Source organism: Rhodococcus sp. IEGM 27 (genome assembly GCF_033142305.1).
Classification (GTDB): Bacteria; Actinomycetota; Actinomycetes; order Mycobacteriales; family Mycobacteriaceae; genus Rhodococcus_F; species Rhodococcus_F oxybenzonivorans.
In genome coordinates this window covers 420,026-442,777 of record NZ_JAWLSG010000001.1, presented here as the reverse complement: position 1 = coordinate 442,777, position 22,752 = coordinate 420,026, and the positions used below count along the sequence as shown (strand labels likewise).

General features: G+C 66.5%; 25 protein-coding genes. 22 read left to right on the top strand and 3 right to left on the bottom strand.

The annotated features are described in order from the left end of the window. The first annotated feature begins 10 nt into the window (after positions 1-10). The 4 genes from R4P95_RS02085 to R4P95_RS02070 all read left to right on the top strand — a co-directional run bounded on the left by R4P95_RS02085 (position 11) and on the right by R4P95_RS02070 (position 2,804). Entirely contained in the window at positions 11-247 is a 237-nt protein-coding gene (locus tag R4P95_RS02085) for a helix-turn-helix domain-containing protein (protein WP_109327837.1), read from the top strand. Between the two features lie 194 nt (positions 248-441). Next, complete coding sequence (locus R4P95_RS02080) at positions 442-543, top strand: 30S ribosomal protein bS22 (protein WP_003402602.1); 102 nt, start codon at positions 442-444, stop codon at positions 541-543. Positions 544-705: 162 nt separating this feature from the next. After that, the gene (locus R4P95_RS02075; RefSeq protein ID WP_201453527.1) at positions 706-1,782 is read left to right on the top strand and encodes an NAD-dependent epimerase/dehydratase family protein; all 1,077 of its coding nucleotides are present in this window, start codon (positions 706-708) and stop codon (positions 1,780-1,782) included. Then, on the top strand, positions 1,779-2,804 hold the full coding sequence (locus tag R4P95_RS02070; RefSeq protein WP_213573111.1) for a lysophospholipid acyltransferase family protein: 1,026 nt from the start codon (positions 1,779-1,781) through the stop codon (positions 2,802-2,804). The genes R4P95_RS02075 and R4P95_RS02070 overlap by 4 nt, the downstream gene beginning before the upstream one ends. Before the next feature lie 44 nt (positions 2,805-2,848). Here R4P95_RS02070 and R4P95_RS02065 read toward each other — a convergent pair whose 3' ends face one another. After that, entirely contained in the window at positions 2,849-3,826 is a 978-nt protein-coding gene (locus R4P95_RS02065; protein ID WP_317743454.1) for an HAD-IB family hydrolase, read from the bottom strand. A 179-nt stretch (positions 3,827-4,005) separates the two neighbouring features. On the opposite strand from R4P95_RS02065, the gene R4P95_RS02060 reads away from it, so the two are divergent. From R4P95_RS02060 to R4P95_RS02020, 9 genes are all read left to right on the top strand, one after another. Further along, complete coding sequence (locus tag R4P95_RS02060) at positions 4,006-4,266, top strand: glutaredoxin family protein (protein ID WP_159920287.1); 261 nt, start codon at positions 4,006-4,008, stop codon at positions 4,264-4,266. Between the two features lie 140 nt (positions 4,267-4,406). Beyond that, positions 4,407-5,276: a redox-sensing transcriptional repressor Rex gene (locus tag R4P95_RS02055; RefSeq protein WP_317743926.1), complete on the top strand. Its 870-nt coding sequence runs from the start codon at positions 4,407-4,409 to the stop codon at positions 5,274-5,276. Next, complete coding sequence (locus R4P95_RS02050) at positions 5,273-6,694, top strand: glutamyl-tRNA reductase (RefSeq protein ID WP_213573108.1); 1,422 nt, start codon at positions 5,273-5,275, stop codon at positions 6,692-6,694. The genes R4P95_RS02055 and R4P95_RS02050 overlap by 4 nt, the downstream gene beginning before the upstream one ends. After that, positions 6,691-7,656 carry a hydroxymethylbilane synthase gene (hemC, locus tag R4P95_RS02045; RefSeq protein ID WP_109327851.1) on the top strand — a complete coding sequence of 322 codons (966 nt, stop codon included), beginning with the start codon at positions 6,691-6,693 and terminating at the stop codon, positions 7,654-7,656. Before R4P95_RS02050 ends, hemC begins: the two co-directional genes overlap by 4 nt. A 75-nt stretch (positions 7,657-7,731) precedes the next feature. Further along, complete coding sequence (locus tag R4P95_RS02040; protein WP_109327853.1) at positions 7,732-9,297, top strand: uroporphyrinogen-III synthase; 1,566 nt, start codon at positions 7,732-7,734, stop codon at positions 9,295-9,297. Positions 9,298-9,375: 78 nt separating this feature from the next. Beyond that, a complete protein-coding gene (gene hemB, locus R4P95_RS02035; RefSeq protein WP_213573107.1) occupies positions 9,376-10,353 on the top strand; it encodes a porphobilinogen synthase in 978 nt (325 codons plus the stop codon). Between the two features lie 37 nt (positions 10,354-10,390). Further along, complete coding sequence (locus R4P95_RS02030; protein WP_317743453.1) at positions 10,391-11,029, top strand: hypothetical protein; 639 nt, start codon at positions 10,391-10,393, stop codon at positions 11,027-11,029. Between the two features lie 259 nt (positions 11,030-11,288). Next, positions 11,289-11,768 carry a hypothetical protein gene (locus tag R4P95_RS02025; RefSeq protein ID WP_213573105.1) on the top strand — a complete coding sequence of 160 codons (480 nt, stop codon included), beginning with the start codon at positions 11,289-11,291 and terminating at the stop codon, positions 11,766-11,768. Further along, on the top strand, positions 11,765-12,100 hold the full coding sequence (locus R4P95_RS02020) for a hypothetical protein (RefSeq protein ID WP_317743452.1): 336 nt from the start codon (positions 11,765-11,767) through the stop codon (positions 12,098-12,100). The genes R4P95_RS02025 and R4P95_RS02020 overlap by 4 nt, the downstream gene beginning before the upstream one ends. On the opposite strand, the gene R4P95_RS02015 is transcribed toward R4P95_RS02020, so the two are convergent. Next, complete coding sequence (locus tag R4P95_RS02015) at positions 12,032-13,978, bottom strand: acyl-CoA dehydrogenase (protein WP_317743451.1); 1,947 nt, start codon at positions 13,976-13,978, stop codon at positions 12,032-12,034. The genes R4P95_RS02020 and R4P95_RS02015 overlap by 69 nt on opposite strands. 35 nt (positions 13,979-14,013) lie before the next feature. On the opposite strand from R4P95_RS02015, the gene R4P95_RS02010 reads away from it, so the two are divergent. Continuing rightward, on the top strand, positions 14,014-14,235 hold the full coding sequence (locus tag R4P95_RS02010) for a hypothetical protein (RefSeq protein WP_317743955.1): 222 nt from the start codon (positions 14,014-14,016) through the stop codon (positions 14,233-14,235). On the opposite strand, the gene R4P95_RS02005 is transcribed toward R4P95_RS02010, so the two are convergent. Then, the gene (locus R4P95_RS02005; RefSeq protein ID WP_213578218.1) at positions 14,190-14,672 is read right to left on the bottom strand and encodes an Lrp/AsnC family transcriptional regulator; all 483 of its coding nucleotides are present in this window, start codon (positions 14,670-14,672) and stop codon (positions 14,190-14,192) included. The two genes, R4P95_RS02010 and R4P95_RS02005, sit on opposite strands and share 46 nt — an antisense overlap. Positions 14,673-14,790: 118 nt before the next feature. On the opposite strand from R4P95_RS02005, the gene hppD reads away from it, so the two are divergent. From hppD to ccsB, 8 genes are all read left to right on the top strand, one after another. Next, positions 14,791-15,999, top strand: a complete 1,209-nt coding sequence (hppD, locus tag R4P95_RS02000; RefSeq protein ID WP_213573102.1) for a 4-hydroxyphenylpyruvate dioxygenase — start codon at positions 14,791-14,793, stop codon at positions 15,997-15,999. An 81-nt stretch (positions 16,000-16,080) separates the two neighbouring features. After that, positions 16,081-16,566 (top strand): VOC family protein, encoded by a 486-nt coding sequence (locus R4P95_RS01995; RefSeq protein WP_317743449.1) that lies wholly within the window; start codon positions 16,081-16,083, stop codon positions 16,564-16,566. A 75-nt stretch (positions 16,567-16,641) separates the two neighbouring features. Then, complete coding sequence (gene hemL, locus R4P95_RS01990; RefSeq protein WP_213573100.1) at positions 16,642-17,967, top strand: glutamate-1-semialdehyde 2,1-aminomutase; 1,326 nt, start codon at positions 16,642-16,644, stop codon at positions 17,965-17,967. 73 nt (positions 17,968-18,040) lie between these two features. Beyond that, positions 18,041-18,700, top strand: a complete 660-nt coding sequence (locus tag R4P95_RS01985) for a histidine phosphatase family protein (protein WP_109327872.1) — start codon at positions 18,041-18,043, stop codon at positions 18,698-18,700. Then, positions 18,697-19,296 carry a TlpA disulfide reductase family protein gene (locus tag R4P95_RS01980; protein WP_317743447.1) on the top strand — a complete coding sequence of 200 codons (600 nt, stop codon included), beginning with the start codon at positions 18,697-18,699 and terminating at the stop codon, positions 19,294-19,296. Before R4P95_RS01985 ends, R4P95_RS01980 begins: the two co-directional genes overlap by 4 nt. Beyond that, positions 19,293-20,123, top strand: coding sequence for a cytochrome c biogenesis CcdA family protein (locus R4P95_RS01975; RefSeq protein ID WP_317743446.1), 831 nt, complete (start codon positions 19,293-19,295; stop codon positions 20,121-20,123). Before R4P95_RS01980 ends, R4P95_RS01975 begins: the two co-directional genes overlap by 4 nt. Then, on the top strand, positions 20,120-21,784 hold the full coding sequence (locus R4P95_RS01970) for a cytochrome c biogenesis protein ResB (protein WP_317743445.1): 1,665 nt from the start codon (positions 20,120-20,122) through the stop codon (positions 21,782-21,784). The genes R4P95_RS01975 and R4P95_RS01970 overlap by 4 nt, the downstream gene beginning before the upstream one ends. Then, complete coding sequence (gene ccsB / locus R4P95_RS01965; RefSeq protein WP_213573096.1) at positions 21,781-22,752, top strand: c-type cytochrome biogenesis protein CcsB; 972 nt, start codon at positions 21,781-21,783, stop codon at positions 22,750-22,752. Before R4P95_RS01970 ends, ccsB begins: the two co-directional genes overlap by 4 nt.

Below are 22,752 nucleotides of genomic sequence, written 5' to 3'. Positions count from 1 at the left end.
TAAGTGTTTGATGACGTCTGGAAAAAAGCCGTCGAAGGGCTCAGCCCAAGACGGACAACCGGCCCTGGCCGGAACGCAATTTCTCACCGTCGCCGAGGTAGCGACGCTGATGAGAGTGTCCAAGATGACTGTGTATCGGTTGGTGCACAGCGGCGAACTGCCTGCCGTCCGGGTGGGCCGTTCGTTCAGAGTGCATGCGAAAGCGGTGCACGACTACCTTGAAACCTCGTACTTCGATGCCGGTTGACCGATCGGCACGAAGAGGGTGACCTCGGTTTCTCCCGGGCGAACCTCACCGGTACGATTAGCGACTGTCGTACCAGCCAGCTGGTGTCGTAAGGCGCTGAGCTAGTTAAAACGAGGCCCAGGCGCCAGAGAGGCGCAGGCGTACGTGACCGGCGTGCGCAGGAACGCTAGAGAAGAACGTGAGGGACACCCGCTATGGGTTCAGTGATCAAGAAGCGACGTAAGCGCATGTCGAAGAAGAAGCACCGTAAGCTGCTTCGCCGCACCCGAGTGCAGCGCAGGAAACTCGGTAAGTAAAGAGATACGCCGCGATGCCCGCCACCTCGAGTGGCGGGCATTTCGTCGTTTCGGACGGGTCGACTTCTGGGCGACCGACCAAATGTCGTTGTGCGAAGCGCTATCCGCCCGCTGCACGTATCGTTGACCTCACTCGCTACGTGATCGGGGGTTCTAGTGGTTGTGAGTGACGATGGCAGCTCTGAGCGTACGGCGCCGCCGCGCGTCGCGCTGGTCACCGGCGCGAGCCGGTTCCTCGGGGGATACCTCGTCACCAGGCTGGCACAGAACCCGGATATCGAGCGGGTCATCGCGGTGGATGCGGTGTCGCCGAGCAAAGACATGCTGCGGCGAATGGGCCGCGCCGAGTTCGTGCGCGCCGACATCCGCAATCCGCTGATCGGCAAGGTGATCCGCAACGCCGGGGTCGACACGGTAGTGCATGCCTCCACTCTGGCTCGACCGCCGAAAGCGGGCAGCCGGGCGGCGATGAAAGACATGAACGTGATCGGCGCCATGCAATTGTTCGCGGTCTGCCAGAAGGCGCCCACGGTGCGGAAGGTGGTACTGCGCTCGGCGTCCGTAGTCTACGGCAGCACGGCGCAGGACCCGGCGAAGTTCACCGAGGAGATGAGCGCGCGCCGCCGCCCCGGCGGCGCCTACGCACGGGACTGCATCGAAATCGAGGGCTACCTGCGCGGCATGGGACGCCGGCGTCCCGACATCGCGGTGTCCATCCTGCGCCTCGCCCCGCTGGTCGGTCCTCGCCTCAACGCGACGGTCGCGCGGTACCTGACATCGCCGCTGGTACCGACCATCCTGGGCCGTGACGCACGCCTGCAGGTACTGCACGAAGAGGACGCCCTCGCGGCTCTGGAACGCGCAACCGTGTCGGGTCCTGCCGGAACGTTCAATGTGGCAGGCGACGGCGTCGTCATGTTGTCGCAGGCGATCCGCCGGGCCGGACGTGTCGAGGTGCCGATGCCGTTCAGCCTGTTCCGCAATGTCGGCCGTGCGCTGATGGGGCCGGTCATGCGGTCGTATTCCAACGAGCAGCTCGAGTACTTCCACTTCGGTTGCGGACTGGACACCACGCGCATGCGAACCGAACTATCCTTCGAGCCACGGTGGACCACGATGCAGGCGCTCGACGACTTCGCGCGCGCCGCGGGGGTCACCGCCATCATCAAGAACGAATGGATCGACGCAGCAGAGAACGCACTACTCGCTCTGACCGGTACGGCGAAAGGGGAGAGGTGAACGAAGTGGCGAAGGTCATTCCGTTGCACGGTGCATCAACCGCGCGCGGGGCTGCACTGGGAAATTCGAGGCGCGAGCAGAGCGAGAGCCGACATCCGTCCGCAATGCCCCCACCGGCCGTGATCAGCCCGCCGGATCCCCAGCCCGACACCGGATCGTCGGCGGTCGACGCCGTCCGACGGGTCCTTGCCGATCAGATCGTCAACACCGCGGAGTTCGTGCGCCGACGCCTGTCGGGCGACTATCACGTCGACGACTTCGGTTACGACCCGCACTTCGCCGAGAACGTGTGGCTGCCGATTCTGCGGCCCCTGTTCGACAAGTGGTTCCGCGTCGAGGTCAGTGGTCTGGAGAACATTCCGTCGACCGGTGGCGCCCTGGTGGTGGCCAATCATGCCGGTGTCCTTCCCCTCGACGGCCTGATGACCTCGGTCGCCGTGCACGACCACCACCCCGCTCATCGGCCGCTGCGCATGCTGGCGGCCGATATTGCGTTCGAGATGCCTGTGGTCGGTGACCTCGCCCGTAAGGCCGGGCACACCCTGGCGTGCAACCCCGACGCTGTTCGCCTGCTCCAAACCGGTCAGGTCGCGGCCGTGTTCCCCGAAGGTTTCAAAGGGATCGGCAAACCGTTCAGTGAGCGCTACAAGCTGCAGAGATTCGGCCGCGGTGGGTTCGTGTCCGCCGCCATGCGGACCGGGGCACCGATCATCCCGTGCTCGATCGTCGGTTCCGAGGAGATCTATCCGAAGATCGGTGACCTCGGAACGCTCGCCCGCCTACTCGGCATGCCCTACTTCCCGGTGACACCACTGTTTCCGCATTTCGGGCCGCTCGGGCTGGTTCCCCTGCCGTCCAAGTGGTACATCGAGTTCGGCAAGCCCATCGTCACCGATACCTACGACGCGTCGGCCGCAGACGACCCCATGGAGCTGTTCGAGGTCACCGACCACGTTCGCGAGACCATCCAGCAGACGCTCTACCGGCTCCTCGCGAAGAGGCGCAACGTCTTCCTGGGCTGACACCGACACGTCGTAGCCGGGGTCGAAACCGGCGCAGTTACCGGTCAGACCGCGTGCTCGCGGCGGCGGGCGACCACGGCCGCCAGCGCGCCGCCGGCCGCGCCGAGCAGCAACGCGGTGGGCACGCCGATCTTGGCGGCCTTGCGGCCGGTGCGGAAGTCCCGGATCTCCCACCCCCGGTTCTTGGCCAGCTCGCGAAGGTCGGTGTCCGGGTTGATGGCGACGGCCGTGCCGACGAGCGAGAGCATGGGCACGTCGTTGTGGCTGTCCGAGTAGGCGGTGCAGCGTTTGAGGTTGAGGCCCTCGCGGACGGCCAGCGCGCGCACCGCGTGGGCCTTGCCGAGGCCGTGCAGGATGTCGCCGACCAGACGTCCGGTGAACACGCCGTCCTCGCTTTCGGCGACGGTGCCGAGGGCCCCGGTCAGGCCCAGCCGCTTCGCGATCACCTGGGCCAGTTCCACGGGAGTGGCCGTCACCAGCCACACCTGTTGTCCGGCGTCGAGATGCATCTGCGCGAGTGCCCGGGTGCCTGCCCAGATCTTGTCGGCGATGACCTCGTCGTAGATCTCCTCGCCGAGCCGGGCGAGTTCGGCGGTGGACCTACCGGCCACGAACGAGAGGGCCTTCTCCCGGCCGGAGGCGACGTCGACGCTGCTCTCCTTGCCGGTCACGCGGAACTTGACCTGCTTCCACGCGAAGTCCAGGAGGTCGGCGGACTTCAAGTACTTCCTGGCGGCTAATCCGCGGGCGAAGTGGATGATCGACGCACCCTGGACCATCGTATTGTCGACGTCGAAGAAGGCCGCGGCGGTCAGGTCCAGGGGAACCTGGGGCTCTTCGGTTTCTGTGCCTGCTTCGTGGAGGGCCAGCGCGGCATCGGCGCTGGCCTCGCCCGCAACGTTTGCACGTACCTCGGCCTCGCTCGGGCCCAGCGGATTCCTGAACTGCCGACGGCCCGGAAGGATCATCCCCGCCAGTCCTGAACCGAAACCCGAGCCGTTCGGTAGTGATCGCGCAGGCACTCGCACCTCCCCTATCGCTGAAGCCTCTGGACGCAGCCTATCCCGCGGTTCCGACCCTGGGCGGGCGGATGGCGGCGTGCACCGAATCGTGTGACGTTCATCTCCGAGCCGGGTGGCGTTACCGGTCCCGGAAACGGCACAGTGAGTCCCGCAGAGGTGGCGAAAGGAAAGTATCCGACATGAGTACCAGCGAACACGAGGTGACGCTTCTCACGCGGGCGGGCTGCGGGGCGTGCACGCCGGCACGCGAGCAGTTGCTGATTCTGTGCGAGGAGTTCGGGCTGGAACTGACGTGCATAGACGTCGACGAGGCGGCTTCCACGGACCCGGAACTGCGGGCCGAATTCGGTGACCGATTGCCGGTCGTCCTGCTCGACGGACGTGAGCACAGTTACTGGGAGGTCGATGAAGAGCGCCTCCGATCGGATTTACGCAAGTAAGGCGACCCTAAAACTGCGAACTTCGGATGCTGTGCAGGTAGGAGTGCATGTCGCGCAGTCGCAGCGACTTTGTGCATGGGTTCACAAGCAGTTACCGTGGTGTGAACAATTCCCCGGAGCATCGTGGAGAACGGCAGAGAATGCCGGTCGGACGAGGAGCCAACGACGTGACCGAAACGCACCAGACGCATGGGTCTGTGGCCCATGGCGTCACGGGCGCAGTCGGTCCGTCCGCCGTCCAGTCACCAGCCCCCGGATCGCCGCTCCCCGAATCGCGGGACATCCCCCAGGCTACGGTCACGCGGCTGGCGACGTACCTGCGGGTCCTCGGAATGCTGGCGGACCGCGGCACGATCATCGTCTCGAGTGAGGAACTCGCCGCCGCTTCCGGTGTGGGTTCGGCCAAGCTCCGCAAGGACCTGTCTTTCCTCGGCCCCAACGGGGTGCGGGGGGTCGGCTACGACGTGACGCGGCTGCGGGCACGCATCGAACGAGCACTCGGTCTGGACCGCGGGCACAAGGTGGTCCTCGTCGGTGTCGGAAACCTCGGCCAGGCCCTCGCGGGTTACGGCGGTTTCGGTCGCCGCGGATTTTCGATGGTGGGTCTGTTCGACAGCGACCCGGCTCGTGTCGGCACCCCGGTAGGCGACCTCGTGGTGCGCCACGTCGACGAACTCGAACAGGCCTGCGCCGAACTCGAAGCCACCATCGGCGTCATCTCGACTCCGGACGAGGCCGCGCAGGACGTATGCGACCGCCTCGTCGGCGCCGGGCTGCGGTGCATCCTCAGCTTCTCGCCGACCGCACTCGACGTCCCGGACCACGTCGAGATGCGCCGCGTCGACCTTGCGGTCGAGATGCAGGTCCTCTCGTTCAACAGCGCACGCAACACCGAGTCGGCTCCTGGCGCTCGGGCCGCGGACGTCGTACCCACGGCCCCGCGCGTGCGCATCGGACATTCGGCTGTCCCGTCCACCGCACCAAGAAACGGATCAGTGATCGCGCCGTGAGTGTTCTGCTTGTCGGGGTCTCGCACCGGACGGCTCCCGTGCCGGTTCTCGAGCGGGTTGCTGTCACCGAGACCGATCGACCGAAGCTGACGGACAAGCTTCTGGCGTCGACGCACATCTCGGAAGCGATGATCGTCTCGACCTGCAACCGGGTGGAGATCTACGCCGTCGTCGACGCGTTCCACGGTGCGCTCACCGAGGTCGGTGAACTGCTGGCGGATCATTCCGGGCTCGACCTCACCGACCTGCACCGCCACGCCTATGTGCGGTACAGCGAGGCGGCCGCGGAGCACCTGTTCGCGGTGGCCAGCGGACTCGATTCGATGGTGATCGGCGAACAGCAGATTCTCGGTCAGATCCGGACCGCCTACGCGTCCTCAGACGCCCAGCAGGCCGCCGGACGCACGTTGCACGAGCTCGCCCAGCAGGCGTTACGCGTCGGCAAGCGGGTTCACGCGGAGACGGGAATCGACTCGGCGGGCGCGTCGGTCGTCTCGGTGGCCCTCGACCGCGCCGCCGGCGTCATCGGCGCCGGTGGGCTCAGTGGCCGGACCGCGGTGGTCGTCGGCGCCGGCTCGATGGGCGGACTCTCGGTCGCATACCTCACCCGTGCGGGCATCGGCCGGATACTCGTCGTCAACCGCACCGCGGAGCGAGCGGAGCACCTGGCCGACACGGCCCGGTCGGGCGGTGTCGAAGCGGAGGCGTTCGAGCTCGGTCACCTGCCCACGGCGATGGCGCAGGCGGATGTGCTCGTGACCTGTACCGGCGCGGTCGGTGCCGTCGTCACACTCGCGGATACGCACCGTGCGCTGGCTCAGCCCGACCGCGACCCCGAACGTCCACTCGTCATCTGCGACCTCGGTCTGCCCCGCGACGTCGAGCACGCGGTCTCGGGACTGCCCGGGGTCACCGTGCTGGACATGGAGTCGCTGCAGCGCGACCCCGCCGCAGGGGCCGCCGCATCGGACGCCGATGCCGCCCGGGCCATCGTGGCGAGTGAGCTCGCCCAGTATCTCGCCGGCCAGCGGCTGGCCGAGGTGACGCCGACCGTCACCGCCCTGCGTCAGCGCGCCGCGGACGTCGTCGAAGCCGAGTTGCTGAGGCTCGATTCCCGGCTCCCCGGGCTCGACGACCCCGAGCGCGACGAGGTGGCACGCACCGTCCGTCGAGTGGTCGACAAGCTGCTGCACGCTCCTACCGTGCGGGTGAAACAGCTCGCGTCGGCGCCGGGTGGCGACTCGTACGCCGCCGCGCTACGCGAACTGTTCGAGCTGAGCCCCGGATCCGTGGAGGCGGTGGCAAAGCCGACCGATCTCGGTGCCATCGACATCACCGACGGATTCATCGCGGGTCAGGACCCCCGTCTGCGCCGTTTCGTCGCGGGCGACAACCAAGGGAAGGAACCGCAGGCATGAGCGCCGTCGGCACCCGCACCCTGCGGATCGGTACCCGCGGAAGCGAACTCGCCACCACCCAGGCCGGCACCGTGCGTGACGCACTGATCTCCGCCGGACACGAAGCCGAACTCGTCATCATCAAGACCAAGGGCGATCAGTCCATGGAGTCGGTGGAGAAGATCGGGGTCGGTGTCTTCACCGCGGAACTTCGGGAAGCGCTCGTCGACGGCCGCGTCGACGTGGCCGTTCACTCGTACAAAGATCTGCCGACCGCCCGGGACGAACGGTTCACCATTGCCGCGATTCCGCCGCGCGAGGACCCGCGTGATGCGCTGGTCGCCCGCGACGGACTCGTTCTCGGTGAACTTCCGGTCGGGTCGAAGGTCGGTACGTCGGCGCCGCGCCGCACCTCGCAACTGCGGGCACTCGGCCTCGGTCTCGACATCCGCCCTCTGCGCGGCAACCTGCAGCGTCGGCTCGGCAAGGTGGAGTCGGGCGAACTCGATGCCGTCATCCTGGCGCGGGCGGGGCTGGCGCGTATCGGCCGACTGGACCTGATCACCGAGTCCCTCGAACCCGTCCAGATGCTGCCTGCACCTGCCCAGGGTGCGTTGGCCGTGGAATGCCTGTCCGGCAACACCGCGCTCGTATCGATCCTGGCCGAGCTCGACGACCCGAACAGCCGCGCCGCCGTCACCGCGGAACGTGCCCTCCTCGCCGAACTCGAGGCCGGATGCACCGCACCTGTCGGGGCAATCGCGGAAGTCGTCGAATCACTCGACGACGACGGCCGCAGCTTCGACGAACTCTCCGTCCGGGGTTGCGCAGCAGCCATCGACGGTTCGGACGTCATACGCACGGGGGCAGTGGGCTCCCCGGACAACGCCGAAGAACTCGGCCGCTCGGTCGCACGGGAACTCCTCGAACTCGGGGCGCGCGAGCTGATGAACGTCACCGAGGCCGGTGATGCCGATGTTTGATGTGCGAAGGCCGACCGATCGGCCGGCCCGCCCCCTGTACCCATCTCGACACATGATCGCACTGGAGAATTACCGATGAGCCGAGTCCGAAAGAACACCCCCGGACGGATCCTGTTCGTGGGATCCGGACCGGGCGATCCGGCCCTGCTCACTGTGCACGCACGGGACGTCCTTGCCGCAGCGACGCTGGCCTTCACCGACCCCGACGTCGACAAGGGCGTCACCGTCCTGGTCGGCACCGACCTGGGCGTCGACGCGGAAACCGGTGAGCCGCTCGCCGAGGTCCGCCCGGCTCTCGGTGAACCGGCCGAGGTCGCGAAGACCCTCGTGCACGAGGCCCGCAACGGCCACGACGTCGTCCGCCTCGTGTCCGGTGACCCGCTGACCACCGATTCGGTGATCGCCGAGGTCGCGGCAGTGGCGCGCACTCAGGTGCAGTTCGAGGTCCTGCCCGGACTCCCTGCCGCGTCCGCTGTGCCGTCGTACGCTGGCATGGCGCTGGGCTCGGGACACACCGAGGCCGACGTCCGCGGTGAGGTCGATTGGGCGGCGCTGGCCGCGGCGCCCGGACCGTTGGTGCTGCACGCCACGTCGGGGCACCTGGCCGAGACGGCGAGCGCGCTCGTCGAACACGGTCTTGCTCCGCAGACCCCGGCCGCGATCACCGTTCGCGGCACCACCCGGCAGCAGCGCACCGTCGAGGCCACCCTCGCCACCCTCAACGAGGCCGGTTCCGAACTGGTCGGCTCCCTCGTGGTGACGGTCGGCAAGGTGGTGGCCCAGCGCAGCAAGATGTCGTGGTGGGAATCGCGTGCCCTGTACGGCTGGAAGGTCCTCGTGCCCCGCACGAAGGATCAGGCCGGGGAGATGAGCGACCGCCTGGTCACTCACGGCGCCATCCCGATCGAGGTGCCGACCATCGCCGTGGAGCCGCCCCGCAGTCCCGCCCAGATGGAACGTTCCGTCAAGGGCCTGGTCGACGGCCGCTACCAGTGGGTGGTGTTCACCTCCACCAACGCGGTGCGTGCGGTGTGGGAGAAGTTCGAGGAGTTCGGGCTCGACGCCCGCGCGTTCTCCGGCGTCAAGATCGCCTGCATCGGCGAGGCCACGGCCGCCAAGGTCCGGTCGTTCGGGATCAACCCCGAACTCGTGCCGTCCGGTGAGCAGTCGAGCGAGGGTCTGCTGGCCGAGTTCGCTCCGTACGACGACGTGTTCGATCCCGTCAACCGAGTTCTGTTGCCCCGCGCCGACATTGCCACCGAAACACTCGCCGAGGGTTTGCGTGAACGCGGCTGGGAAATCGACGATGTCACCGCCTACCGCACCGTCCGGGCTGCGCCGCCGCCGGCCGAGACCCGCGAGATGATCAAGACCGGTGGGTTCGACGCGGTCTGCTTCACCTCGTCGTCGACGGTCCGCAATCTCGTCGGTATCGCGGGAAAGCCGCATGCACGGACCCTCGTGGCCTGCATCGGTCCCAAGACCGCGGAAACCGCAGTGGAGTTCGGACTGCGCGTGGACGTACAGCCGGAGACCGCTCAGGTCGGCCCGCTGGTGGAGGCTCTCGCCGAGCACGCCGCGCGACTGCGCGCCGAGGGTGCACTGCCCCCGCCGCGCAAGAAGTCCCGCGCCCGGCGATAGGCGCTACGCGCCTGTGAGTGGTTGAGGAGTCCAGGCACTCGTCAACCACTCACAGGCCCGACGAAGGAGGGCCCTTCCGTGTTTCCGACCCACCGGCCGCGGCGGTTGCGCCGCACTCCGGCGTTGCGCAGACTCGTCGCCGAGACTTCGCTCGAGCCACGACATCTGGTTCTGCCGATGTTCGTGGCGGACGGCATCGACGAGCCGCGGGAGATTTCCTCGATGCCCGGCGTCTTCCAGCACACGCTCGCATCGCTGAGGTCGGCGGCCATCGAGGCTGTGGAGGCGGGTGTCGGTGGGCTGATGTTGTTCGGCGTGCCGCGTCCCGACGACAAGGACGCCGAGGGTTCCGGCGCCAGCGATCCGGACGGCATCTTGAACCGTGGGTTGCGCTCCCTTGCAGAGGAACTCGGTGACGCGACCGTCATCATGGCGGACACGTGCCTGGACGAGTTCACGGAGCACGGTCACTGTGGGGTGCTCGACGACAGCGGCGCGGTCGACAACGATCGGACGCTGCTCAGGTATGTGGACATGGCCGTTTCACAGGCCGATGCCGGTGCCCACCTGCTCGGTCCGAGCGGGATGATGGACGGTCAGGTTGCCGCCATCCGGAAGGCGCTGGACGCCGCGGGTCACACCGAAGTCGGTCAGCTGGCGTACTCCGCGAAATACGCCTCCGCTTTCTATGGGCCGTTCCGTGAGGCTGTGGGCTCGTCCCTGCAGGGTGACCGGAGAACGTATCAGCAGGACTCGGCCAATCGGCGGGAGTCGCTGCGCGAAGTGGATCTCGATATCGAGGAAGGCGCCGACCTCGTCATGGTGAAACCGGCGATGTCGTATCTGGACATTCTGCGCGAAGTGGCGGACAAGTCGCCGGTTCCTGTTGCGGCATACCAGATTTCGGGTGAGTACTCGATGATCACGGCGGCTGCGCAGAACGGCTGGATCGATCGGGACGCCGCAATCCTCGAATCGTTGACGAGCATCCGGCGGGCGGGCGCCGACATCGTTCTCACCTACTGGGCCACCGAAGCGGCGGGCTGGCTGGGATGAATGCGGCGCGGCGTCCGGTGGCGGATACGGTGGTGCCATGACTTCGCAGTGGCCGCACACCCCGCCACACCAGACACCGCCACATCAGACGGCGCAACACCAGATTCCGCCACAACAGGCACCGCCGCAGGGCCCGAACCAGTACGGGGCCTATCCGCCGCCCGCGCCGCAGCCGAAGCCCGAGCGCCCCGCACCGGTCGATGTGGGCACGGCGGCGCAGCTGCTGTGGGTGGTGGCCGTGCTCGGTGTGATCCAGGCGGTGGCGGCGATGGTCCTGGTCGTTCGTGAGAAGTCGACCTTCGTCGACGAACTGATGACCAATCCCAGCGTGAAATCCGGCGAGGTCGCGATGACGCGGGAGAACGTGGAGATGCTCTTCTACGTAGGTATAGCCGTCACTGGTGTCGTCATTGTGCTCCTGACGGGCCTGTTCGTCCTTTTCGTCCATTTCATGCGGAAGGGCAGGAACTGGGCGAGAACCTTGCTGACGGTCGTGAGCGTCACGATGGTGGTCTGGACGGTGCCGGTGCTGTTCGGAATCGGATCGGACGGCAGTAGTATCGCGCTCGCCGTCGGAGGTGTGCAGATCCTGCAGGCTGTGGTGGCGGTGGGTGCCGTCGTGCTGATGCACCGGAAAGACTCGAACAGTTATTTCTCGAAGCTGCCCGCGTCGTAGCTCGAGTTTGATCGTGAAACATAAAGATGTACCGTGAAGTACGTCACAACAGCACACGGCAGACTTCTTCTACCGAAGGGCTTTTCTACATGCGCGCTGAAGATCGGGCACACGGGTCACGCAGGGAAGCACTGATGTTCGCCATTATCGTGGCCTTCGTACTGCTGACCTTGCTGCTCGTCGTCATTCCCGGTGCCGTTTCCTGAGGTGATCCCGCCGGGCGTGGACCACCGCGCGACCGCAAGAAGCCGGGCAGTCCGTGGCTGAGGAGATTTTGTTCAGTGAGCCCGGCGCGCGCTGGCGGTTGGTGGCATTCGGCCCGGTGTTCTGCACTGTCGCGTTGGTAATCGAACTTCTGACAGGTCCGGTGGTGCACTGGTTCGCCCTGCCGTTGTTCGCCGCCCTCCTCAGCGGGTTCCTCTACGTGCAGGTAGTTGCCGCCCGCCGGCACGCGAGCGTGGAACTCACACCTACTCTGCTGCGGCAGGGCACCGAGGAACTACCGATCAGCGAGATCGTGAAGATCCTGCCTCCGCCGGACACCGAGACGTACACACCCCAGCCCTGGGAGACGGCCCGGACGCTCGGTGAGCTGTCCGCGGTGCCCCGGCGACGATCGGGTATCGGGCTTCGACTGCGGGGCGGCGCACTGGTGCAAGCATGGGCGAAGGACGACGAGGGGTTGCGGGCGCAGCTCGAGTCACTGCTCGCAAAGGCCGACGGAGGGGCCGAACAGTGAATCGACGCGCCATAGGGTCGGCGGCGGAGATCGCCTCGGCCATCGTCCTATCAATTCTGGCGGTGTGGTGCTGGACCTCGGCACGAGTTACCTCCGATTTCGGTCCGGTCGCACCGGGCGCCCCGTCCTACCAGGGAACCGAGTACTCGGGTTCGTGGATCGCCGGCGCCGCCGCCCTCGTCACCGTTGCGGGCCTGCTCGTGATCGACGCGGTCCGCAGGCGGGTTGCCGGCCCGACGGGTCACCCCGCCGAGCCGTCGACGTCACCGGAAGATCTGAGTCTTGCGGATCGTGTCGGTTCCCGGCCCGTCGATCATCGCGGAGCCGAGTAGCGCCTCCGGCACTCCCAGTCCCTCGACGAGCGTCGCCGCGTGGGGGCGCAGCTTCCGGCAACGGTCGTTGATTCCCCGCTGCACCGCTTTGGACCGCTCGACCGACAGGTGGCGGTGTTCCATGAACCACGCCTTGTCTTCCTCGATGATGCTGAGCGCGTAAAGGTCGCAAACGTCGCTCAGAAGGTTGCGTGCTTCCTCGTCCTGACATTCGTCGATACCGGCGATGAATGCTTCGAGCACCACCCGGTCGATGTGCGCCTGCGCGGCGTGCATTACGTGATCCTGGACGAAGTTGAACGCGTCGAACGGGTTTTCCTCACGCTTCTGCGCACCCTGGAGCCGGCGAGCCGCGGTCGAGAGCAGGTACTGCTCGCGGTCCTCGAACATGGTGAGCTGTGTCCCGCGGTTGAAGAGGCTGCCGTCCTCTTCGTTGTCCTGACGCGTGTCGAGGATGGTCTGAATGATCTGCTGCGCCGCTGTGCGGGTCTTGACGACGTCCGACACGGTCGTGGCGGCGAAACGCATCCACTCGACGGGACTCATCCCGCGGACCTCGTCGGCGTAGGACGTGAGCAGTTCCTTGGCAACCAGCTGGGTCAGCACGTGGTTGTCGCCCTCGAAAGTGGTGAACACGTCGGTGTCCGCCTTGAGAGCCGTCAGCCGATTCTCCGCCATGTACCCGGCGCCGCCGCACGCTTCCCGGGCTTCCTGGATGGCGCGGGTGGCGTGCCAGGTGTTCGCTGCCTTGAGGCCGGCCGCCCGACCCTCGAGTTCGCGCTGCTCCTGCGGATCGGCATCCTCGATGCTCTGGATGTCATGCATCTTCGATACCAGTTCGTTCTGCGCGAACTGCAGCGCGTAGGACCGTGCGATCAACGGGAAGAGCCGTCGCTGGTGCACGAGGTAGTCCATGAGCAGCACTTCGTCTTCGCTCTGCGGCGCACTGAACTGGCGGCGCTGCAACGCGTATCGGGTCGCGATCGACAGTGCGACGCGGGCCGCGGCGCCGGCTGATCCACCGACGGTGACGCGTCCCCGCACGAGGGTTCCCACCATCGTGAAGAAGCGGCGATTGGCGTTGTCGATCGGGGAGGAATAGGTGCCGTCCTCCGCGACGTCGGCGTACCTGTTGAGCAGATTCACCCGCGGAATGCGCACCTGATCAAAGGTGATGCGGCCGTTGTCGACTCCGGGGAGCCCACCCTTGTAGCCGCAGTCGGAGGTGTGAACGCCCGGAAGGTCGTTGCCGTCCTCGTCGCGAATCGGGACGAGGAAACAGTGCACGCCGTGGTGTTCACCCTGCGTCACCAATTGCGCGAAGACGGCCGCCATCGTCGCGTGTTGTGCGGCCCCGCCGATGTAGTCCTTGCGGGACGACGGGGTGGGGGAGTGGACGACGAATTCACCGGTGGTCGCGTCGTAGGTGGCGGTGGTCTCGAGTGCCTGGACATCGCTGCCGTGGCCGGTCTCCGTCATCGCGAAGCAACCCAGCAGGTCCAGGTCGATGAGAGGCTTGACGTATGCCTCGTGGTGGCGAGCGGTGCCCAGATTTTCGATGGCTCCGCCGAAAAGTCCCCACTGCACGCCCGCCTTGACCATCAGCGACAGGTCGGACATCGCCAGCATTTCGATGCTCGTCACCGCGGCCCCGGCGTCCCCGGTTCCGCCGTGGTCCTTCCTGAACCCGTCGGCTGCGTAGCCGTTGCCTGCGAGTAGACGCATCTGCTCGAGCGTCTTGGCTCGCGCCTCTTCCAGATCGGGGGTGTAGTGCGGAGCGAAATCGGGCGTCGCGGACAATTCCGCCCGCACGCGCTCGCGTACTTCCCTCCAGCGCCCGTCGAGTGTGCTTCTCAGGTGGTCAGCTGTGGTGGCCATGAGTCGACCCTAGCGGGAGCCCTACAGTTGCGGGTGTGAGTACCGGCAACGACGGCACGGGCGGACGACGGGTTTTCGACGCACATCTGCACGTCGTGGATCCTCGCTTCCCACTTGTCCCGAACGACGGCTATCTGCCGCCGGAGTTCACCGTGTCCCACTACACGGGACGGGTGGCCGGACTCGGTGTCGTCGGGAACGCGGCCGAGTTCTACCGGGTGGCGGAACCGTTGGCCGCAGCCCGGACGAGTTGCTGATGGCGTAGTGCGATCTGGGTCTGCGTAGCGATCACGGTGGACGAGCGTAAGACGTTGCGGCCGTCGACGATCGAATTGATCACACGTTGCAGATCGGCATTCGTGCGCGCCACCACCCGCACCAGGACGTCACCGGCGCCCGTGATCGTATGCGCTTCCAACACTTCGGGGATGGCGGTCAGATGCTCGACCACGGCGGCGTGTCCGGTGCCCTGGGCGATCTCGAGGGTGGCGAATGCGATGACCGGAAAACCCAGGGCCTCGGGATCGAGGGTCGGCGCCGAGCCGGTGATCACCCCGGAGCGTTCGAGGCGGTCGATCCGCGCCTGGACTGTGCCACGCGCCACCCCGAGTCGGCGTGAGGCCTCGAGGACCCCGACCTTCGGTTCGTCATGGAGAAGATCGAGGAGTGCGGCGTCGAGCCGGTCGAGAGCCATCGTCATCCCTTGGTCACCTTGTACGATGAAATGCGGATAGTGTCCAACATTGTGTACACATTGACCATCCTAAAATCGCACAGTTGCGCATGGCAGTGATCTGAATCACAGTTTTTGCATGACTACTGCCGACATTCGACTGACTCCGCGTGAAGTGGCCGCCCGGCTCGACACCGCCGGGCTCCGGCAACTGGTCGGCCTCGTCGAACACGACGACGCCTCGGATCCCTTTCCCGTGGTCGCCTTGGACGCCGTGGTGTTCGTGTGCGGCAATGCGACACAGAGCATGCAGTACTACGTGTCGACTTGGGGGATGGCACTCGTTGCGTACGCCGGCCCCGAGACCGGTCAGCGCACGCACAAGTCGTTCGTGCTCGAGTCGGGTTCGGCGCGATTCGTGCTCCACGGTGCGGTGGACCCGAAAAGCTCTCTCGCTGATCATCACCGGACGCACGGCGACGGCGTCACGGATCTCGCGATGGAGGTGCTGGACGTCGACCGGTGCATCGCCCACGCGCGTTCGCAGGGCGCCACGATCCTGGAAGAGCCGCACGACGTCGCCGACGAGTTCGGTACCGTCCGGCTGGCGGCGATCGCCACCTACGGTGACACTCGGCACACCATCGTCGACCGCAGCCGGTACGACGGCCCGTACCTGCCGGGATACGTTTCGCGCAGTAGCGCTTTCGTACCGAGGCCGGGAAGGCCGAGGCGGTTGTTCGAGGCGCTCGATCATGCGGTGGGCAACGTCGAGATGGGCCGGATGGACCATTGGGTCCGCTTCTACAACCGGGTCATGGGATTCACGAACATGGCCGAATTCGTCGGTGACGACATCGCCACGGAGTACTCGGCACTGATGTCGAAAGTGGTCGCCAATGGAAACCACCGCGTGAAATTCCCGCTCAACGAGCCCGCCGTCGGCAAGAAGAAGTCGCAGATCGACGAGTATCTCGAGTTCTATGGTGGGCCGGGATGCCAGCACCTCGCACTGGCGACAGGCGACATCCTCGCGGCCGTCGACGCTCTGCGAGCGGAGGGTGTCGAATTTCTGAGTACCCCCGATGCGTACTACGAGGATCCAGAGCTTCGCTCCCGGATCGGCAAGGTCCGAGTGCCGGTGGAGGAATTGCACAAACGCGGAATCCTCGTCGACCGAGACGAGGACGGCTATCTGCTCCAGATCTTCACCAGGCCGCTGGGCGACCGGCCCACCATGTTCTTCGAACTGATCGAGCGGCACGGATCCCTCGGTTTCGGCGCGGGAAACTTCCGGGCGCTGTTCGAGTCCATCGAGCGGGAGCAGGCGGCGCGCGGCAATCTGTGAGTACCCGAACGGCGAACAGGGCATCATCCAGGGAATGGACACGAAAACCGCATCTCCGCGCGGCCTGACGGAGCCCGGGGCATGAGTCTCGTCACCGGACCGATATTTCAGGTCTGCTGGGTGGTCGAGGACCTCGACACGGCGGAGCGCCATTTCACCGACCAGTTCGGAGTCGCGAAATGGCTGCGACTGCCGAATGTGCATTTCGGTCCCGATCACTGCACGTACCGCGGGGAGCCCGCCGACTACGTCGTCCACGTGTCGCTCGGGTACGCCGGAGGGCAGCAGCTCGAACTCATCGAGCCGGTGTCGGGCCGCAACCTCTATGTCGAGCAGTTGGAGAGGAGCGGTCCCGGAGTGCACCACGTGGCGTGGGTTCCCGACGACTTCGAGGCCACGCTGGCGGAGGCGGCGCGCCGCGGGCTGGCCGTCGTCCAGCAGGGGCGGTTCGAGGGAGTCGGGATGGAATTCGCCTACCTCGACGGCGGCCCCCTCGGCGGCTACGTCGAGCTGATGAAGCTGTCCGAGGAGATGCGGGCGATGTTCGACTCCCTCGTCCCCGGGTGACCGCACACAAGTGATACTGGCCACCCACTACACCCTGTCGTTGGCAAATTCGACAGAACTGGGACACTGGAGGCCGTGACTGTTTCCTCCGGTGGCCCCGACGTGCACGCTTCCCGTTCCGCTCAGCTCTTCGACCGGGCCGACGTGGTCATTCCCGGCGGCGTCAACTCACCGGTGCGGGCCTTCGGTTCGGTCGGCGGAACCCCGCGCTTCATCGAGAAGGCTGCCGGTTACACACTCACCGACGTCGACGGCAACGACTACGTCGACCTCATCTGTTCCTGGGGTCCGATGATTCTCGGCCACGCCCATCCCGCTGTCGTCGAGGCAGTCCAGAAGGCGGCCGCCACGGGGCTGTCCTTCGGAGCACCCACCGAGGGTGAGATCGAACTGGCCGAGGAGATCGTCGCCCGCGTCGCGCCGGTGGACAAGGTGCGGCTGGTCAATTCCGGCACCGAGGCCACCATGAGCGCGGTCCGACTTGCCAGGGGATTCACCGGCCGGAGCAAGATCGTGAAGTTCTCGGGTTGCTACCACGGCCACGTCGACGCCCTGCTCGCCGACGCCGGTTCCGGCCTGGCCACGTTCGGCCTGCCGACATCGCCCGGCGTGACAGGCGCGCAGGCGGAGGACACCATCGTCGTGCCCTACAACGACCTCGAGGCCGTCGCGCAGGCGTTTGCCGCCAACGAGGGCCAGATCGCGTGCGTCATCACCGAGGCCGCCGCAGGCAACATGGGTGCCATCGCACCCCAGCCCGGATTCAACGAGGGACTGCGCACGCTCACCCGCGAGCACGGCGCGCTGCTGATCATGGACGAGGTGATGACGGGATTCCGCGTCAGCTCGGCCGGCTGGTACGGACTGGAGGGTGTCGCAGGCGACCTCTACACGTTCGGCAAGGTGATGAGCGGCGGTCTGCCCGCTGCCGCCTTCGGTGGCCGCGCCGACGTCATGGCTCACCTGGCGCCCGCCGGTCCCGTCTACCAGGCGGGCACGCTGTCGGGAAACCCCGTCGCCGTCGCCGCCGGTCTCGCGAGCCTGCGCGCGGCCGATGCGAGTGTCTACGACGCCCTCGAGCGCAACAGCGTCACCCTGCAGAACTTGCTGTCCGAATCGCTGACCGCGGCAGGCGTGCCCCATCGAGTGCAGACCGCAGGAACGATGCTCAGCGTCTTCTTCACCGAAGAACCGGTCACCAACTACGCCGAGGCGAAAGCGGCGCAGACGTGGCGGTTCCCGGCCTTCTTCCATGGCCTGCTCTCGCGCGGGGTGTACCCACCGCCCAGCGCGTTCGAGGCCTGGTTCGTCTCGGCTGCCATGGACGACAAAGCCTTCTCCATCATCGCCGACGCCCTGCCGCATGCAGCGAAGGCCGCCGCGGCGGCCACCCAGCCCTGACCGTCTGTCCAGTCCTGACGCGCCGCGTCGATTCAGCCACCCGACTCCCCGCCCCGACCCGAGGAACCGCACCGTGACCGATGCCGCTCACCCCGACCACACCCAGACCCGCACGATCGTGCACGTGCTCCGGCACGGCGAAGTGCACAACCCGCGAGGAATTCTCTACGGCAGGCTTCCCGGTTTCCGCCTGTCGGTGACGGGTGAGGCACAGGCCCGCGCCGTAGCGTCCGTCCTGGCGACCCACGACATCACCCACGTGGTTGCATCGCCGCTGCAACGGGCGCAGGAAACGGCGGCGCCGATCGCCGAGAAGCACGGACTCGAGATCGCAACCGACGAGAACCTCATCGAGGCGGGTAACGAGTTCGAGGGACTCAAGGTGTCGGTGGGCGACGGCGCGCTCGCACGCCCCCGTCACTGGTGGAAGCTGCGAGATCCGTTCACTCCGTCCTGGGGTGAGCCGTACCTGCAGATCGCGCACCGAATGCTTGCCGCCGTCAACAGCGCGCGCGTGGCCGCCGTCGGTCACGAGGCCGTGGTCGTCAGCCACCAACTTCCCGTCTGGACGCTGCGCCGATTCCTGCAGGGGGAGCGGTTGTGGCACGACCCGCGTCACCGCCAGTGCTCGCTGGCGTCGCTGACGTCGCTCGTCTACGAGGGCGACACCCTCATCGACATCGTGTACTCGGAGCCCGCGGGCGCATCGGATCCGAGGGTGAGCGGGGCATGATTCGGGGGCGCTTCGCCGGGCTTCTCGCGGTGATCTGCATGGCCGCGGTGTCGCTGTCGGCGTGTGCGTCCGGCGACGACGCCGTGGCCCAGGGAGGCACGTTCGACTTCGTCTCCCCAGGCGGTCAGACGGAAATCTTCTACGATCCACCGGCCGATCGCGGCACCATCGGCACCGTGTCCGGACCCGACCTCATGACGGAGGGCAAGACCACCTCCCTCGACGACTACGAGGGCCAGGTAGTGGTCCTCAACGTCTGGGGGCAGTGGTGCGGGCCGTGCCGCGGCGAGGCGAACGACCTCGAGCAGGTCTACGAGGCGACCAAAGACCAAGGTGTCGCGTTTCTCGGGATCAACGTCCGGGACAATCAGCAAGACAAGGCGCAGGACTTCGTGATCAACAACAACGTGTCGTATCCGTCGATTTACGACCCCGCCATGCGGACGATGATCGCCCTGGGGGCGAACTACCCGACGAGTGTCATTCCCACCACGGTCGTGCTCGATCGTGAACACCGTGTCGCAGCGGTGTTCCTGAAGGAATTGCTGGCGGACGACCTGCAGCCGGTAGTCGAACGGGTGGCGCAGGAATCGTGACTACCGGTACCACCCTTCTCGCCGGGGGCGTCGGCGAGGCCTTCCAGTCCACCGCCTCGTCGGGACCTCTGTTCCTTGCGCTCGGCGCCTGCGTTCTCGCCGGCCTGGTCTCGTTCGCCTCGCCGTGCGTAGTTCCGCTCGTCCCCGGTTACCTGTCGTACCTGGCGGGTGTCGTGGGAGCCGACGCTCCAGCCGTCACCGCCGAAGAAGCCGCGACGCGCACGAAGACGGTGACAGACGGACGCCTGCGCGTCGCCGGGGCCGCAACTCTGTTCGTGGCCGGTTTCACGGTCGTGTTCGTCATGGCCACGGCGTCGGTCTTCGGCGCGATCTCGGTCCTCTCCGTCAACCGCGAAGTACTGATGCGGGTCGGAGGTGTCGTGACGATCGCCATGGGGTTGGTGTTCATCGGCTTGATCCCGGCGTTGCAGCGTGACACCCGGCTCGAGCCGCGGCGCATCTCCAGCCTGGCTGGAGCCCCGCTGCTGGGTGCGGTATTCGCGTTGGGGTGGACACCCTGCCTCGGTCCGACACTGGCCGGCGTCATCTCCCTTGCCGCCGGCACCGACGGCGCCACCGCGGCCCGCGGCGTCGCCCTGATCGTCGCCTACTGCCTCGGCCTGGGCCTGCCCTTCGTCATCCTGGCCCTCGGCTCCTCCCGCGCGCTGCGGGGTGTGGGCTGGCTGCGCCGCAACGCGCGAACCATCCAAATCTTCGGCGGCATCATGCTCGTGGCGGTGGGCATCGCCCTCGTCACCGGCGCGTGGGATCAATTCGTCGGCTGGATTCGCGACGCCTTCATCTCGGAAGTGACTTTGCCCATATGAGCGACACCCAGATCCCCGAGGCCCCGGAAGCCGCACCGGTACCCCGCCAATCGCTGCCGGGCCGGGCTTTCGCGCTGGTCCGCAACACCTGGCGTGGGCTCACGTCGATGCGGACGGCCCTGGTGTTGCTGTTCCTGCTGGCGCTCGCGGCGATACCCGGGGCCTTGCTGCCCCAGCGCAGCCTCAATGCGGGCAAGGTCGACGAGTACATCGCGAATCGGCCGACCCTCGGTCCCTGGATGGACCGGCTCGAACTCTTCGACGTATTCGGCAGTTTCTGGTTCACCGCGGTCTACGTCCTGCTCTTCATCTCGCTGGTCGGCTGCATCCTTCCGCGTTGTGTCGACCATGCGAAAGCACTGCGCACGCGTCCGGTGGCGGCGCCCCGCAACCTCGCGCGTCTGCCCCACCACGTCGAGCGCCGGGTCGACGAGACGCCCGACGAACTCGCCGCCCGTATCCGTATTTCGCTGAAAGGGTGGCGGGTGGAGACCCGCACCGGCGGCGCACGCCCGGTCCGCGACGGTGAGATCACGCTCTCTGCGGAGAAGGGCTACACGCGCGAACTCGGCAACCTCGTCTTCCACCTCTCGCTCGTCGGTCTGCTGGTGGCCATCGCCGTCGGCAAACTGTTCGGGTACGAGGGCAACGTGATCGTGGTCGCCAACAACGGTCCCGGCTTCTGCACCACGTCCCCTGCCGTGTTCGATTCGTTCAAGGCAGGAAACACGCAGGACGGCACGGGAATGACCCCGCTGTGTCTCAAGGTCAAGGATTTCACCGCCGACTACCTCGACAACGGTCAGGCCGAGATGTTCACGTCGAACATTTCGTACCAGGCCGGTGACGACCTCGAAACCGGTACCTGGCGCGACAATCAGTTGCAGGTCAATCATCCTCTCCGTGTCGAGGGGGACCGTGTCTACCTGCAGGGACACGGATACGCGCCGACATTCACCGTCACGTTCCCTGGCGGTGAGACGCGGACCGAAACGCTGCAATGGCGACCCGACGATGCGACGACGTTCCTCAGCAGCGGGGCCATGCGATTCGATCCGCCTGGCGGCATGTACCCCGACACGGACGAACGCCGTAAGAATCAGATCGCGATCGAGGGCTTGTTCGCCCCCACCGCGCTGTTCCACGGCAACCTGCTCGCGTCGAGTCATCCGGCGATGAAGGACCCGGCGGTGGCAATCGACATCTACAAGGGCGACACCGGCCTCGACACCGGCAACCCGCAGTCGCTGTTCTCCCTCAATACCGAACTGATCAACCAGGGCCGGCTGGTGAAGCAGGATCGGGTCAACCTCATGCCGGGGGAGAGCGCGACGCTCGCCGACGGCACGCAGGTGCGGTTCGACGGCGCCGTGGACTTCGTCAATGTGCAGGTGTCGCACGATCCGGCGCAACAGTGGGTGCTGGTGTCGGCTCTGACGATGATGGCGGGGCTGCTGGTGTCGCTGCTGATCAAGCGGCGCCGCGTCTGGGCCCGCATCTATCCCGCGGACCCCGCCGATCTTGACCCACGACGTACTGTAGTAGAGCTTGGCGGACTCGCCCGGACCGATCAGGCCGGCTGGGGTGACGAGTTCGACCGGCTCTGCGCCCGTCTGCTGACGGACGACACGAAGCCTGACGCGCAGGAGAAGCGACGATGACGACCAACGAGACACTGGCGCAGTACAGCGACTGGGCCTTCCGATCAGCGTTCACGGTGCTCGCGCTCGCGCTCGTGCTGCTGATCGTGCAGTACGCGTCGACGAGGGCGCGCGCCGTGCAGGACAAGGAGCTCGTGGCGGCGGGTGCCAGGCCCGCCGGCTCGGCGACGGTTCCCGGACGCGTGGTCGAGCAGCCGAAGAAGCCGATGGCCGAGCGTTTCGGCGGCATGGGGTCTGCGGTGCTCGTGGTGGGCACTGTTCTCATCTTCGCGTCGATCGTGCTCCGGGGATTTGCCACCGAGCGTTTCCCGCTCGGCAACATGTACGAGTTCGTCACCATGGCCTGCGGGGCGGCGCTCGTCGTGGGGCTGGCGCTCCTGTCGAAGCCGGCATACCGGCCGATGTGGGTTTTCCTGCTCGTCCCCATTCTCATCCTGATGTTCCTCGCCGCCACGGTGCTCTACGCGGATGCGGCACCGGTGGTGCCGGCGCTGCGGTCGTACTGGCTTCCCATCCACGTCACCATCGTCAGCGTGGGTTCGGGCGTCTTCCTGGTGTCGGGCATCGCCAGCCTGTTGTTCCTGCTGCGGATGCGCTACCCGCGCGGCGAGGAAGGAACGGGCGTCTTCGCGCGGGTGGCGGAGCGCCTGCCCGACGCGCAGACCTTGGACCGATTGGCGTACAAGACCACGATCATCGGGTTCCCGCTGTTCGGCGCCGGTGTCATCCTGGGGGCGATCTGGGCCGAAGCCGCCTGGGGGCGGTTCTGGGGATGGGATCCCAAGGAAACGATGTCGTTCATCGCCTGGGTGATCTATGCGGCATATCTCCACGCCCGAGCGACCTCCGGATGGCGCGATACCAAAGCCGCATGGATCAACATCGCCGGCTTCGTCGCGATGCTGTTCAATCTGTTCATCATCAACATGGTGGTGTCGGGACTGCATTCGTATGCGGGCCTGACCTGA